General features: G+C 44.1%; 15 protein-coding genes. 7 read left to right on the top strand and 8 right to left on the bottom strand.

What is annotated here, in order from left to right; all coding sequences use genetic code 11:
- Positions 1 to 26: 26 nt before the first annotated feature.
- Together MNQ98_RS01055 and MNQ98_RS01050 are read right to left on the bottom strand one after the other, a co-directional pair.
- Positions 27 to 851, bottom strand: coding sequence for a hypothetical protein (locus MNQ98_RS01055; RefSeq protein ID WP_241931506.1), 825 nt, complete (start codon positions 849 to 851; stop codon positions 27 to 29).
- A gap of 390 nt (positions 852 to 1,241) precedes the next feature.
- Positions 1,242 to 2,945 (bottom strand): glycoside hydrolase family 13 protein, encoded by a 1,704-nt coding sequence (locus MNQ98_RS01050; protein ID WP_241931505.1) that lies wholly within the window; start codon positions 2,943 to 2,945, stop codon positions 1,242 to 1,244.
- 319 nt (positions 2,946 to 3,264) lie between these two features.
- Here MNQ98_RS01050 and MNQ98_RS01045 point away from each other — a divergent pair, with 319 nt between their 5' ends.
- The 5 genes from MNQ98_RS01045 to MNQ98_RS01025 all read left to right on the top strand — a co-directional run bounded on the left by MNQ98_RS01045 (position 3,265) and on the right by MNQ98_RS01025 (position 7,677).
- Complete coding sequence (locus tag MNQ98_RS01045) at positions 3,265 to 4,191, top strand: ABC transporter ATP-binding protein (protein ID WP_241931504.1); 927 nt, start codon at positions 3,265 to 3,267, stop codon at positions 4,189 to 4,191.
- 2 nt (positions 4,192 to 4,193) lie between these two features.
- Positions 4,194 to 4,937 carry an ABC transporter permease gene (locus MNQ98_RS01040; protein WP_241931503.1) on the top strand — a complete coding sequence of 248 codons (744 nt, stop codon included), beginning with the start codon at positions 4,194 to 4,196 and terminating at the stop codon, positions 4,935 to 4,937.
- 12 nt (positions 4,938 to 4,949) lie between these two features.
- Entirely contained in the window at positions 4,950 to 6,098 is a 1,149-nt protein-coding gene (locus MNQ98_RS01035) for a sensor histidine kinase (RefSeq protein WP_241931502.1), read from the top strand.
- 32 nt (positions 6,099 to 6,130) lie between these two features.
- Entirely contained in the window at positions 6,131 to 6,700 is a 570-nt protein-coding gene (locus tag MNQ98_RS01030) for a response regulator (protein WP_241933810.1), read from the top strand.
- 341 nt (positions 6,701 to 7,041) lie between these two features.
- Positions 7,042 to 7,677, top strand: coding sequence for an NAD(P)-dependent oxidoreductase (locus MNQ98_RS01025; RefSeq protein ID WP_241931501.1), 636 nt, complete (start codon positions 7,042 to 7,044; stop codon positions 7,675 to 7,677).
- A 150-nt stretch (positions 7,678 to 7,827) separates the two neighbouring features.
- Here MNQ98_RS01025 and MNQ98_RS01020 read toward each other — a convergent pair whose 3' ends face one another.
- The 5 genes from MNQ98_RS01020 to MNQ98_RS01000 form a co-directional block, all read right to left on the bottom strand.
- Positions 7,828 to 8,262, bottom strand: coding sequence for a CBS domain-containing protein (locus MNQ98_RS01020; protein ID WP_241931500.1), 435 nt, complete (start codon positions 8,260 to 8,262; stop codon positions 7,828 to 7,830).
- Positions 8,263 to 8,321: 59 nt separating this feature from the next.
- Positions 8,322 to 9,527, bottom strand: coding sequence for a 3'-5' exonuclease (locus tag MNQ98_RS01015; protein WP_241931499.1), 1,206 nt, complete (start codon positions 9,525 to 9,527; stop codon positions 8,322 to 8,324).
- Between the two features lie 259 nt (positions 9,528 to 9,786).
- Positions 9,787 to 10,605: an ABC transporter ATP-binding protein gene (locus MNQ98_RS01010; RefSeq protein WP_241931498.1), complete on the bottom strand. Its 819-nt coding sequence runs from the start codon at positions 10,603 to 10,605 to the stop codon at positions 9,787 to 9,789.
- Positions 10,602 to 11,606: a FecCD family ABC transporter permease gene (locus tag MNQ98_RS01005; protein WP_208916509.1), complete on the bottom strand. Its 1,005-nt coding sequence runs from the start codon at positions 11,604 to 11,606 to the stop codon at positions 10,602 to 10,604. The genes MNQ98_RS01010 and MNQ98_RS01005 overlap by 4 nt, the downstream gene beginning before the upstream one ends.
- Positions 11,607 to 11,624: 18 nt before the next feature.
- Positions 11,625 to 12,737 carry an ABC transporter substrate-binding protein gene (locus MNQ98_RS01000; RefSeq protein WP_241931497.1) on the bottom strand — a complete coding sequence of 371 codons (1,113 nt, stop codon included), beginning with the start codon at positions 12,735 to 12,737 and terminating at the stop codon, positions 11,625 to 11,627.
- Positions 12,738 to 12,918: 181 nt separating this feature from the next.
- Here MNQ98_RS01000 and MNQ98_RS00995 point away from each other — a divergent pair, with 181 nt between their 5' ends.
- The gene (locus MNQ98_RS00995; protein WP_241931496.1) at positions 12,919 to 13,560 is read left to right on the top strand and encodes a phosphate starvation-inducible protein PhoH; all 642 of its coding nucleotides are present in this window, start codon (positions 12,919 to 12,921) and stop codon (positions 13,558 to 13,560) included.
- A complete protein-coding gene (locus MNQ98_RS00990) occupies positions 13,557 to 14,162 on the top strand; it encodes a hypothetical protein (RefSeq protein ID WP_241931495.1) in 606 nt (201 codons plus the stop codon). The genes MNQ98_RS00995 and MNQ98_RS00990 overlap by 4 nt, the downstream gene beginning before the upstream one ends.
- A gap of 11 nt (positions 14,163 to 14,173) precedes the next feature.
- Here MNQ98_RS00990 and MNQ98_RS00985 read toward each other — a convergent pair whose 3' ends face one another.
- Complete coding sequence (locus tag MNQ98_RS00985) at positions 14,174 to 14,722, bottom strand: SMI1/KNR4 family protein (protein ID WP_241931494.1); 549 nt, start codon at positions 14,720 to 14,722, stop codon at positions 14,174 to 14,176.
- Between the last annotated feature and the right edge of the window lie 115 nt (positions 14,723 to 14,837).

The following is a 14,837-nucleotide window of genomic DNA, read 5'->3' as shown; positions in this document are numbered from 1 at the left end:
GAAGATTCCCGTTGTTTTAATATTTATTATTCCAAATAGCCTTCGGCAATTTTCATCAAAGTTTCTTTGCTTACTTTATTTATGTCTCCACGTAAAGTATAGGCGTATTTTACCTTTTTGTCTGAGCTCTCGTATACCCATTTCAGCTCGTGCCTCTGCGAAGGAGCAAATTCTGTATGCAGCATTTCTACTCCCTTCACTTGAACCTTCTCCTGCTTAAATTCAACGTTCTCGTCAATATACATTGTAGGATCGCTCTTTCCACTCAGATTAGTGATATCAACCCCGATTTTATCTTCGCCATTTTGATACGTAGCAAAGAGAAGGAAAAACTGATCTGTCATTTCAACCGGCATCATGGCATATCCCTGATTGGATTCTTCCGCCTGCTTTCTCAGCTTTTCTGCCATTTTCTTTTTTTCTTCCGAAGAAGGAGGATTCACTTCCTGAGCATTTTTAAAGATTACGTCCGCCTTTTGGAATGTATAATTTCCATTGACTTTGTCTGCGATCTTAATGGATTTATCCGTAATCTTATCGCGCAATTGAGAAAGATCTTGGAAGATAGTCACCTTCGTTCCAAGAATTGTTTCATGATTCGGGTTATTGGCAACCATATAGAACAGCCCAGCTTCCCCGTTCTTTAGCACCTTATCCTTAAGTTCATAAAATGCCTTGTAACGCTCTATCTCATCTTTCGATTCTGTCTTTCCGTAATCTTTCGTCGATTTAGTCTCATATACGACTTCGCCATCCTTATTCGTCAAAGAATGATATTGAACTGCCGCATAACCTGTGGAGGCCATTAACATCATCCCTACAAACGCAGTCAAAGCAACTTTATATTTCACAAAAAACCTCTCCTTTTCTTTTGGCTTAGCATGTAATATTCTCATTACTTTTCCTGTCAAGACGGCGTCGGGAGTGCGCGGGTCATCAAACCATCCAACACATCTGCAATGATCTGACTTAACTCCGTATCATTCAAGCCGTCTCCCCCTTTCACTCTATACAACGAACAGCTCGGCCCAAAATGTGACAGCACGAAAAATCACTACAATCTAAAACGAGCTTCGCAGGGAGCTTGTGCGGTCCGATTCCGTTAGGATTCGCAGGTTGTTCCCCTGGCTTGTCCACCGTGGTCCATACCCTTGAATGCTGATGTCCTAGTCTTCAGGTCCTGTTAATACGCATGTACACCTATGTGGATTTGATGACAATTATGCTCTGCTATCTTTCGCTCAAGGTTTCACGCAATCGCCCTCGATCAAATATACCCTCGCCTCGTAAGGCCTTAAAGTCAAATGATACACATCTTCTCCTTGGCGTGTTTCATAGTTTGAGATCATTAGTTTCTTATCGTCTGTCTTGAGATCTTCCGGCCAATCAAATAGAGGTGTCTTATCAAAAAAGTTCAATATCACAAGCAGCTTCTCATTCTCAACGGACCGCACAAATGCATAAATCTCCGTATCCAGAGGCAGCAGCAGCTTGTAATCACCATATACGATCGCTTGGCACTGCTTTCGGATCGCAATCAATTTGCGATAATAATGAAAAATAGAGTCCGGGTCTGCCAGCGCCTGCTTCACGTTAATGTCCTGATGGTTCTTGTTCAGCTTGATCCAAGGCTCTCCCTCTGTAAACCCGGCATGCGGAGTATCATCCCACTGCATTGGCGTACGCGCGTTGTCCCGACTCTTCTTGTGTATGGCCTTCATCGTAACTTCCTCTGGCTGGCCCCGGAGCCTGGATTGCTCGTAGTAGTTCAGCGTCTCTACATCCCGGTAATCCTCGATAGAATCGAATACCACGTTGGTCATGCCGATCTCTTCACCTTGATAAATATAAGGAGTTCCCTGCAGCATGTGAATAAACGTGGCCAGCATTTTAGCCGACTGTACTCGGTATTCTCCATCATTGCCGAACCGGGATACCGGCCTTGGCTGATCATGGTTGCTCAAATAGTTCGCGTTCCACCCTTTTCGATGCAAAACAGTCTGCCATCTGCTCATTATCTTTTTGAGTTCCATCAGCGTCCATGAACGGATTTCCCACTTCCCCGTACCTTCGGAAGCGGCATCTAGAAACATATGCTCGAACTGAAACACCATATTGAGCTCATTGCGGTTCTCGCCGACATAATCGAGCGCCTCCTCAGGCCCAAGGCCCGAAGTCTCGCCAACCGTCATGATGTCGAATTCAAACAGAACTTCCTCGTTTAGCTTCTTGAGCATCGTATGCACCTGCTCCAGGTTGGAGAAATAATGATATGCCCGTACGACGGGTAGGTTGTCCGGGTTATCCGCATCAGGCAACCCTATCTCCTTTACAATATGAGCAATCGCATCGAACCGGAAGCCGTCAACGCCTTTGGCAAGCCACCAGCGGATCATTTTGTACAGATCGTTCACCATCGCTTCGTTCTCCCAGTTCAGGTCAGGCTGCTGCTTGGCGTACAGGTGCATAAAAAACTCATCGGTCTTCTGATCAAATTCCCACACCGAGCCGCTGAAATACGATTCCCAATTGTTTGGATATTGTCCGTCCTTGCCTTTGCGCCAAATATAATAATCTCGCTTCGGATTATCCTTAGAGGAACGTGATTCAAGAAACCACGGATGCTCGTCCGATGTATGATTCAGCACGAGATCCATCATAATCTTCAGTCCGCGTTTGTGCGCTTCCTCTAGCAGCTCATCAAAATCCTCCATCGTTCCGTAACGGCTTTCAATGGCACAATAATCACTGATATCATAACCGTTGTCATGACCTGGAGACTTGTAGATCGGACAAAGCCAGATCACATTCACGCCAAGATACTGCAGATAGTCCAGCTTGGAAATGACGCCGCGGAGGTCCCCAACACCGTCGCCGTCCGAATCTTTAAAGCTGATCGGGTATATCTGGTACACTACACTTTCTTTCCACCACACTTTTTTCACCTGTCTGCTCCTTCCTTGGTTACTCCGTAAATAAGTTGAACTAGAGATCTTCAGCCCTACATCACTACGAATGTGGATCTTTCCTCCGATCACTGGATATACCGGACATATATGAATATTTATAAGTTAATTACACCATCTAATATGGTGTAAACGTCAAACCCTATTTGTACACTGCGGCGTCCTTATTTTGTGCAATAAGGCACCACTTTATGCTAAAAATGACAATTGTCATCTCTAAGTCATGACAATCTTTACTAACCGACCAATCTCGCTCCCTATAAGATAGAACCAAGGAAATAAAGCGGAGGTGCGGAACATGGTTAAACAACAACATCACGAGCCCATTGTGGAGCTTGTGCAAATCACAAAATCATACGGTGCCAAAAAAGCGGTCAACAACATTTCATTCACGATCGAGAAAGGCTCCATCACAGCAATCTTGGGTCCCAACGGAGCTGGCAAGTCGACAACTATCTCGATGATGCTCGGTTTGATCGACCCAACCGAGGGAGAAATCCGGTTGTTCGGCAGAAGCCCGAAGGATCGGCAGGTTAAAGAAAAAATCGGTGCCATGCTTCAAGAGGTCAGTGTTATGGACAGCCTGAAAGCACGCGAGATCATTGCGCTCATTCGGGGCTATTACCCCCATCCGATGGAAATGTCCGAGCTAAAGAAACTGTCCGGTCTGACAGATGAAGAGCTGAACAAGCGCGCGACCAAAATGTCTGGCGGACAGAAACGGAAACTAAGCTTCGCCCTGGCGCTGGCCGGAAATCCAGACTTGCTGTTTTTTGATGAACCTACTGTGGGGCTGGACACCACTTCGCGGCGTTTATTCTGGCGAACCGTCCGTGAACTCGCTGATCAGGGCAAGACCATCCTGTTCACTACTCACTATCTGCAGGAAGCTGACGATATGGCTGACCGGATCATTCTGTTCAATAACGGAACGATCGCCGCTGATGGCAAACCAGAGGAGATTAAAGCGAAGCTGACGCGGCGTTCGATATCTTTTGTCGTGGAAACAGATCCGCAACTCATCAAGGAACGGCTCTATAAACTTCCAGGCGTTACGGATGTGTATGAACAAGACGCCAAGATGCATGTGGTAGTAGAGAATACAGATCAGATATTGGCTGTTATTTTACGCGAAGAAATGGCTGTCCGTGATATAAGAATCGATGAGGGCAGTCTGGATGAAGCGTTTGACCAGCTGACCCAAAGACAAGAGGAGGCTGTATAACGATGACAGGACGTCTTATTGTACTTCAATGCAAAATGGAACTGCTGCGCATTGCGCGTAACCCGTATTTTATATTCTGGTCGCTGGCCATGCCGATATTGTTCTATTTCATCTTCACCCGAGTCGTAAATACCGGAGCGCCAGATGCAGGATTGTGGCAGGCTCATTACTTGATCTCAATGACCACCTTCAGTGTAATGGGGTCTGCCATCATGTCGATGGGCATCCGCCTCGTGCAAGAGCATACGCTCGGCTGGTCTGTCTACATGAGAGTGACACCTCTCCCAGGAGGCGTATATTTCTTCGGCAAAATGTTCGGCCAGTCCGTGATGCATTTGCTATCGATTATTGTTATCTTTATTGCTGGTTATCTGATTAACGGTATTCAAATGCCAGCTTGGCAGTGGATTACAAGCGGCCTGTGGATCATGCTTGCCTCCATCCCGTTTCTTGCGATCGGCACGTTGGTTGGAGCAATGAAGCGCGTAGAGACTGCCAGTGGTGTAAGCAATGGTATCTATTTGGCACTGGCTATTACGGGAGGCATGTGGATGCCGATGGAGATTCTGCCTAACTTCCTTCAAGCCGTTGGAAAATGGCTGCCATCATATCATTTTGCAAGCGGGGGATGGGAGATTATCCGCGGAAACATGCCGGAACTCAAATCTGTTGTACTTTTAGCAGGATATTTAGTTCTCTTTATGGTAATATCCACCTATATCCGAAAAAAACAGCAAGCTGCGTAAGGATGATGGTGAATGAAACCTGGTAAGTTCCAAATATTCCCGCATCGATTGGGATTTTTCCCTTATTTATGGCTCGTTTATTTAAGCTTGCCAATTTATCAACTGGTTTCCTTTGAAACAGGCTGGAAGCTTTACATCGGGTATATGATGGTCGGCCTGTTTCTTGTCACATATCGGCAGCTTTATTTCGCAGAGGGGAAACCCTCCTTCTTTAATTGGCTGCTACTTCAAATGCTCATTATTTTTATCTTCTGCATGGTGTATGAAGGCAACTACTTATTTATGGGGTTTTTCACGGCTAATTTTATCGGGTGGTATTCAGACCATCAAAAATTCAGGACGGCCTTTATACTGTTCGTTCTGGTCGAGACCATTCCGCTTATCTATCATCTGAATCAGATATGGAATCCAGGCCTTCTGTACACCATACCCTTTATGGTCATCATGATGCTGTCTCCTTTCGGGATCCGATCCATGAACCGCAGACAGAAGCTGGAGCAGGAACTCGCACAGGCCAATGAACAAATCCATAACCTCATTAAAGGTGAGGAAAGGATGCGGATCGCAAGGGATTTACACGATACACTCGGGCATACCCTGTCCCTGATCACGTTGAAGAGTCAGCTGGTGGAAAAGCTCGTAGATGTTAATGCAGAGCAGGCCCGGCTTGAAGCACGGGAAATTCAAAACACCTCTCGTGCTGCACTTCGTCAGGTGCGTGAGTTGGTGTCCGATATGCGGACCGCAACCCTTACAGAAGAGCTGAAAGAAGCCCGGATTATTTTGCAAAGCGCAGATATTGAGCTTACACACGAGGGCAATCCGAGATATGAAGGCATTCCAGACACAGCACACAACATTCTGAGCCTGTGCTTGCGGGAAGCGGTCACCAATGTGGTGAAGCACAGCGGGGCTTCCCGCTGTCATCTTAGCTTCGGCCAGTCTGAGAGTGAATGGATGCTGTTGGTAAAGGATAACGGAATTGGAGTTCCACCCGGCACCGACGGTCAAGCAACAAGGGAGAAAAATGGACTAAAGGGAATGTCTGAACGTCTTGCCCTAATTGGCGGTACAATGAAAATCATTTCAGAGGAGGGTACCCTCCTTACAGTACAGGTCCCAATCGTCATTAAGAACCGGAAGGAGTGTGAAGCCGGTTGAGCATCCGGGTGTTTATTGCAGAGGACCAGCGTATGCTGCGCGGCGCATTAGCGCTGCTGCTCGATTTTGAAGAGGATATTCAGGTTGTCGGTCAAGCCGGGGATGGCAAGGAGGCAATTGCTTTAATTGCCGAGTTGAAGCCGGACGTCTGCCTGCTCGACATCGAGATGCCGATAAAGAGCGGACTTGAGGTTGCCGAGGAACTACAGCGGCTGCGACTGCCTTGCAGGATCATTATTCTGACGACTTTTGCCCGGCCCGGTTACTTCGAGCGCGCCGTTCAGGCTGGTGTCCAAGGCTACCTGCTAAAGGACGAGCCAAGCGAACGCCTGGCAGAGGCCATCCGCCACGTCATGGAAGGACGCCGCGAGGTGTCTCCGGAGCTGGTCTTCGGTACGGTGCGTGAAGTTAATCCGCTGACCGAACGAGAACGCGAAATCCTGCGGCTGGCAGCAGCGGGCAACAGCTCCGGCGAAATCGCCTCCATCCTGCACCTGTCATACGGAACCGTGCGTAACTATATGTCTGAAGTTCTGAATAAGCTGGAAGCCAAGAACCGCATTGAGGCTATTGCCTTAGCGGAGGAAAAAGGCTGGATTTAAACGTGTGGGCAAGTGAAAGCGTGCCCGTGAAATAGAATCCCCCGTGTCCATCATGAGGACGCGGGGGATTTTTGTAGCACGCACGGTGCGGCGTTGCTATGCCGGCGTGGCAGTCGACCGTTGACCACATGTGAAACGGACTCACGTTCCGTTATATGGAGCAAATTCGCCTATTAGAGTGATGAAAAAACTCGTCGATTGCAGCAAATAGTGGAAGTTGGGACGCCCAGGGCCTTATCTCGTACCAATCGATATTGATTAACGGCGATATTGAAAAATCTGGAACGACGGTCAATAAGTAACGTAACAACTATATACTCATCAAGATTGGGGGAAGTGGAATGGATAATACCAAAACAATTGCTATCATCGGGGGCACAGGAAAAGTAGGACGCCATGTGGCAATGAAAGCAGTACAAAGCGGTTATCGAGTCGTCATGCTGGCCAGAAACCCGGACAAATTTAAAATTAATGATCCTGGAATAGAAATCATACAAGGGGATGCTCAGAGCACTGATTCCATCCGGCTGCTGCTTAAAGATTGTGAAGCTGTAATTAATACGCTGGGACAGCCGGTTAAAGAACAACCGATATACAGCAGTGTAACGAACAACATCCTTACGATCATGAGTGAGTATGGGGTAAATAGATACATAGGTGTTACGGGAGGGTCACTTCACGTACCCGGTGACAGCAAGAGGTTGATCAACAAAATTGGTGAGAAGCTGTTCGAGCTCTTTTTTTCCAAGATGATGATTGATAAAAAGAAGGAACTGAACCTTCTTCTAAATAGTGATCGAGACTGGACACTTATACGATTACCGTTTGTGGTAGATGGTCCTGAAACAGGGGACATCAAGGGTAAATTAACGGATATGCCCGGAACAAAAATGACGAATGGGGATATTGCGGCTTTTCTCATTGATCAGGTGCTGGACACCCAATATATCCGTAAAGCCCCCTGTATTTCGAATTGATTTGGCAGCATGTTCAGGTTATTAATTTAGCTTCAGTACGAGCGCGAGGCTAACCCGCTAACCAAAGGGGAGCGCGAAATCACAAAAAACCCGTATGGCCTTCACCTTTAATTAGGAAGAGCCATGCGGGTTTTTCACGTTACCCCTATGTTATTGAATCATTCCCGATCCCTTGGAAATCTGGCTCAAGGCTTCGCCTGATTCATTAATGTAAATATCCCGTACAGCAAGATCGCCAATCGCACAAATACCGACTAAGCGTCCTTGGTTGTCCACTACAGGCAGACGTCTGATCTGATGCTGTGCCAGCATATTTGCTGCCTCATGAATTTCCGTGTGTGGCTCGCAGCATTTGACCTCGCCTGTCATCAGCTCTTCGCATGTCGTCATTCTTAAATCCTTGTTCTTAGCCACACCACGAAGCACGATATCGCGGTCTGTCATAATCCCAGTCAGCCGACCTGCCTGATCAACAATCGGTACTGCACCGACATTGCCCTGTTCCATGATTTTCGCTGCCTTCTCTACGGGGTCACTCGTTAGGCAGGTCTGTACTTGTCTGGTCATGACTTCAATGATTTGCATGTTAAGTTTAAGCCTCCTTTTAAAAAGTTTACTGATAATATGAGTTTAAAAGGATTTGTTTATACCTGTTTTATTTGATTGAACCATGCCGCCACATAACCTGCAATCATCGAGCAGACCAGGCCTAAGCTATATGTGAGAATGTTAATATAAGCGGTATTTGTGTACTGGTTCCAATATCCCCAGCGGAAGAGCGCCGAATCCAGGTTTTCAGCACCTCCCCCCAGCCCCTTAAAAATATAACGATAATATCCATAAGCAAAAAAACCAAGAACCCCAGCCATTACAATCAGGAAGGTTATGATTCCACTGGAATACCATCCGTCTTTCATTTTTTCATAGAAGAAGTTTCTGAATGTCATGCCTGTCAGATAAAGGAGAGCTATGTATAGTGGAATAAGGAGAAACACCACCAGCATGGCAGGATTTCCATTACCCGAAAGATGCCCATTCCACCTCAGCCGGAATGTTAACATATCGACCAGCCCGGTTAATGATGCCGTAAGTAGAAACAGGACGATGATGCTCAGAAACAAGGAGCGCTGCTGCCCGGTGAGGGCAGGGAAACAGCTTTGATATGTGCTAGATTCCGGCCGATTGGCTAATGGCGGGAGTCTAAATATTTTGACAAAGACGGGATTGCTGAATTGAAGGTGTTCTATTTTTCTGGACTCAAGCTCTCTTAACATTTCCAGAAAAATCTGTCCAATCAGCAGCCTCTCTCCCAATGCATCATGTCTTTGCATCCCCTTGCTATCTAATCCGTAATAATTCAGTAGGAAATCCGTAGAAATAATATCTTCCACTTCCGGATGAAGGTACGTGAACAATGCCTTGGTGTCGATACACGGGTTAGTCGGCACAGCCAGGCTTTGACGTGAGCACTCCCTTTGAAGGAGTGGCAGATCAAACTCGTAGCCCGCATGGGTTACAAGAATACAGCCTTCAGCAAAATCCAGAAATTGTCCGTATACCTCTTCCAGCCTCGGTGCATTCTCGACATCACCATTGTAAATGCCGGTTAAAGTCTCGATCTCTTCTGGAATCGGCTTGGCAGGTTTGATGTACGTACTGAATGTCTCTTCTGAATTCACTCCGCTGCTGTCCATACGGACCGCCCCGATCTGAATAATCCGCTCTGTCTCCGCCTGAATGCCGGTGGCCTCTAGGTTAAACACACAAAACTTTTGACGCTGTATGTCCCGAATGCTTAAACCCGATACTTCGTAAGCCTGTTCCGATAGCATCTTCACCTGCATGGACATACTTCGACCCCCCCGCTTATTTTGGATTAGATACGATGTGCTCTTCGCTATTATTCCATCTTCTCTCGTTTCTCAACTCATTGATTAATAAACAATTCTATGCCTTAAGTTAGAGTTCCTTTACTGACATGTATGTATCAAGATCGGTAGGTCGCAACGGAAACTAAATAAGCTACCTCCGGTAGCGTACCGGAAGCAGCTTATAGCTTAGGTTTTTTATCAATGTCTATAGAATAGGGTCTTGCCCACGAATTCTAATTCAGACTTCTACACCAAAATATTTCGGGATAATAGTTTCGTACTCATATCGATCAACCTTATGATGCACCCTTTTAACTTCGATATTGAAGTAGTTTAAAATATTGTCTTCGGTCATCAACTCAGATACTGAGCCTGTAATAACAGGTTGCTCTTTGGCGACCAGAAGCACCTTATCCCCAAAGTAAAATGCATGATTCGCGTAATGAGTATTGATTACACAAGCTAATTCACGTTCTTTTACAAGCTTTTTAATCGTTTGTAATATGATTTTTTGCTTATTAATGTCTAGATGTGATTCAGGCTCATCCAATACTAAAATTTTAGGTTCGGATACCAATGTACGAGCAATTAATGCAAGTTGCAGCTCTCCACCACTAACCGCTGTACATGATTGTTCTGCTAGATGTTGAATACCTACCATGTCCAGTGCATCTAGTGCGGCTTGTCTATCGGCTCCAGACGGTTGAGCATAAGCATGAATTAACGATACTCTTCCCATCGTTACTAAATCTAAAATAGAATAGCCAAATGTCATTTTCGATGCCTGTGGTACATAACCAATCGTTTGCCATACTTCTTTTTTACTACAGATCGAGAGGGGCTTCCCATTTAATAAGGTCTCACCTTTCTCCCATCTGAGCAGACCCATGATACACTTTAGCATTGTTGTCTTCCCTGCACCGTTAGGGCCCAGAATGGACATGATTTCTCCAGACTGGAGTTCAAAGTTGATATCGTTACGGTATAAATACGCTTGCTCTTTGTTATGTTTTGATTTTTTATAAAAATAGTTGCCATCTTTTATTTGTAAAATCAACTCCAGCCTCCTCCTGTTCTTCGTAATAAATATGCAAAGAAGGGTGCCCCGACAATTGCCGTTAAGATAGATAATGGGATTTCTGCCGCTGTTAAACTTCGAGCTAAGTTATCAATAAGTAATAAATATATCGCACCAATGGAGATCGATGCAGGCAGTACATATTGATTATTACTACCTACAATCATTCGGGCAATGTGTGGAATAATTAAACCTACCCAGCCTATAATGCCGGCTATTGCTACAGCAGCGGACGTAATTAACGTTGCCCCTAAAATAATGAGCCATTTCATCTTCGTTACCGATACTCCGAGCGATGTTGCTTCTTCATCAGACAGCGATAAAATATTTAAACGCCAACGTAATACATATAGAATAATGATCCCCGTTAAGATCAGTGGACCACCAATCCATAAATCGGAATAGCTTGCTGTTCCTAGGCTACCCATAAGCCAATAAGTAATGGAGGGAAGCTTTTCTTCGGGATCGGCAAGAAATTTCACTAGTGAAATTAGAGCCTGGAACAAGGCGCTTGTCACGACCCCTGCTAACACCAGCATAAAAATAGGCATCTCTCGTTTGAAACCACTGATCAGGAATGCAAATCCTATAGCTAACATCCCCATGACCAATGAGAAAATTTGCATGGTCACGCCATTACCAAAGAGCAGTATGCCAATAGAAGCACCGAACCCGGCTCCTGCAGAAACACCTAAAATGTCAGGACTAACTAAAGGATTCGCAAACATCCCTTGGAAAGCAGCACCAGCAATGGATAGACCACCGCCGATGAGCATGGCAAGTAAAATACGTGGGAGCCGGACATTCATAACAACCGTTTCTTCCATATGGGTCCACGTCGTTTCCATAGGAATGATTTGTGATAACAGTATTTTAATCTGTACGATAAAATCCACATGATAACGACCGATTCCAATGGACATAAGTCCACAGATAAGTGGCAGAGTCCAAAGTAATATTTTTATAAACCTTGATTTCAATTGAAAGCCACCTTCAAGTTAGTATTTTGCGGCCTCTGATGGAGGATTTAAGATCTCATGAACTTGCTCGTCCGTTAATTCATAATTATAGAAACGCTTATAATAATCCTTAATTTCCTCACTCATGTCGTAAGTAAATAGTTTCGGATAATTTTTCTGTGCCATCCATTTCAGCATCAGAGGAGCATCTCCACTTGGTGGATACCAACGATAGATGCCAAGCGGCATTTTGTACACTTTTTTATCTTGTACTGCTTTTATTTGACTCCAGTCTTGTCCTTCAAAAATATTGTTATATAAATCTTCTGGTTGCGTCTCTGTGAAATTAGTAATGTAAATGATGTCTGGATTCCATTCATAGATTTGTTCCATATTGACCGCTTTAATTCCATTAATCTCATCCGCAGCGACATCAATGCCCCCGGTAGAATTTAGCCACCGATTCCCATGCATATTAACTCCTGGTACCGAAATTTCCCCGTTACTATGATATTGCAGAAACATGACACGAGGTTTATCTTCTTCTTTTACTCCTGCAAGAGTTTCGTTGATCATGGCTTGATTTGCTTCGCCTTCTTTAATAATTTCTGCTGGTCTTTCGGTCGTACCTGTAATGTCACCGGTTAGATTCAACCAACGATTTATAGTATCGAGCGGGTTCAAAGAGGTCGTTGTTGTATCCAAAGCAACGGTCGTTATACCGGTCTCTTCAAGTTTCTTTACAGTCTTTTCTTGGTTAGCAATTTCAAAATACACTTGAGGATTTAGTGATAACAGTTCCTCGACGTTGACTTCACCATTTTCAATAAAATTCGTTTTTGCATCTAGAATGGTTGGAGAAATATCTTTTAGAATCGAATGCGATGCTGCGTTATATGAATTCGGGTGCATCCCTGCAATTTCATCCGTTGAATTGGTCGCAATATACCATGTAGAGAAGTATGGAAGTATCCCCCCCATAACTACACGATCAATTTTTGCGGGGATCTCTACCTTTCGGTTTAATTCGTCGACAATTAGCTTTGTTTCTTGCGTAGGTTCGAGTTCTTTACTCACAGATGTCTCTGTACTGCCGCATCCGGCTAATAAAAGCATGCACGCAGTAACAGGTAAAATTAAGTTTCTCTTCATTTTTTCTCCTCGTTATGTTAGTGTTTTAATTGATAATGATTATCATACTCATTTGTATAATGTAACTTAACGAGTTTATTTGGTCAATCTTTAATTCTTAAATTAGAGATTAAGAGGCACTGTCATTCCTTGAATTGTTATTACGAAATTTTGCATTAATTATCGATAGGAGGCCTTTTTTGTGGCTCAAAATAAAGAAATTTTATGGCTAGATCCAGGACATGCATTTGGTCTACAGAATCGTACAAGTCGGTTCTTGGTAGAGAACTTTACCCAACATGATCAGTATGACTTTGCTACGTTAGATCTAGAACGATTCAAATGTATGATCGTCCATGACTTTATTGATCAAGAATATATGTTCAAGCATAAGGGGAAGATTTCTTCGTTTTTAGACGAGGGTAAAATTGTTATTTTCTCTGGACATTTGTTTAAAGAGTGGCTGCCTGGCTGTTCAATTTTCACGCCAAAAACAATAAATTCTTACGCAGATTATGAGATTTCTGTTGCTGCACCACATCCCATTTTTAAAGACGTTAAATCAGATGATATGACTTATAACAAAGGTGTCGCAGGTTTTTTCGCTCGCGGTACTCATTTACCTGTTCCAGCCAAAGCCGAAGTATTGCTTACACTTCCTGACGATATGCCGGTAACCTATATTGATCGACATTCAACCAAAGGAACCATTTTAGTACATGCGGGTCGAGACCTTTTTGCCTACCGTATGCAAAATAAATCAACAGATCGTATTAGTACACAACTTCTTCAATGGATTCATGATGAATACGAAGCAATACAAAATTCGGGAGGAAAACAATGAGAAAAATTGCTGTAATTTATAGTGGGAATGCGCCACATCATCGTACTTTCAACGAACCTAAGTATCGACAATACATTCAAGAACTCATTTACTTTCCTGAATTTTTAAATACCTCTTTAGAAAGTTATGATGTATTGATTGTCCCATCTCAATTGAACGAAAAATTACTTCTTGAATCCAAGGAGAAAATGAATGATTTTGCACAGCGAGGGGGCATTGTGGTTGCATTCGGTCCGCAACCTTGGGAGTGGATACCGAGCCAAAAGTGGGAAGATCGAGAAACGAATTTCTGGTGGTGGTTAGAAAAAGGAGCAAATAGCGGTCTTGTCTTGACTTCATCTGAATATGACCTCTTTAACTACATTACTTTATCGGATGCAACTTGGCATCAGCATGGCGTTTTTTGGCCAATAGAAGGTACACAAAAGCTCATCATAACAGAAGATGGCGGTGCAGTTCTGTATGTAGATAAAGTAAGCACGCGTGGTACTTGGATTGTTACAACACTAGACCCTGACTATCATTTTGGTTCTTACTTTATGCCAGCGACGGAGCGTTTCCTTGATGGTTTTCTTCCTTGGTTAGCAAACGGGGAAATATAAACAGAAATAGGTCATTTAAACTTGAATTTATTATATTTTTCCCATGTCCAATACTCTGATCCTTGGCATACGATCAATCGATCCAGCCAAGTTGTGAAATCTGTATGTATTGATATCGCTTCCTCTGGGGAATCCATGGCATCTAGAAAAAACAGATATGGATAATTGTTTTGCTCACATCTTTTCGAATCAATGCAAATGCTGCCAATGACTACATCGGTCCATGCGATCGGATACCATTCGTCCGGGATATTAATAATTTCCTCATGGATTTTCAATATTTTATCTAAACTGAGTATCTCAGTCCCACCTCCATAATACGGATGTTGGAAGAGCACTCCTCCATTATGCGTCAGATACAATTGCCGCAAGTCATCAGGTAGGAACCATCCCTTACTTTGAAAAAGATTGGTGATCTCTTCCTCATTTGCGGGTGGATTCCAATGAATAACACCTTCTGTTTGATGACCATCTTCTAGAACTAGATGAATTTCTCTATTAGGAAACTTACCGCTATGATCATCACATGCCTTTAAAATCTTTTCGAGAGGATGTTCCATATTTTCGCTCCTACTCTAATAATCACTATCACCTATCAACGAAATCTAACCTACAAAAGCCGTGTAGTTCCCCTTGCCCACCCTCACCCTGAACCTTAAATCAGCACGTGGTAGT

It is taken from the genome of Paenibacillus sp. N3/727 (assembly GCF_022637315.1).
GTDB lineage: Bacteria > Bacillota > Bacilli > Paenibacillales > Paenibacillaceae > Paenibacillus_AQ > Paenibacillus_AQ uliginis.
Note: the sequence above shows the minus strand (reverse complement) of the source record. Positions and strands in the feature narration are given on the sequence as shown.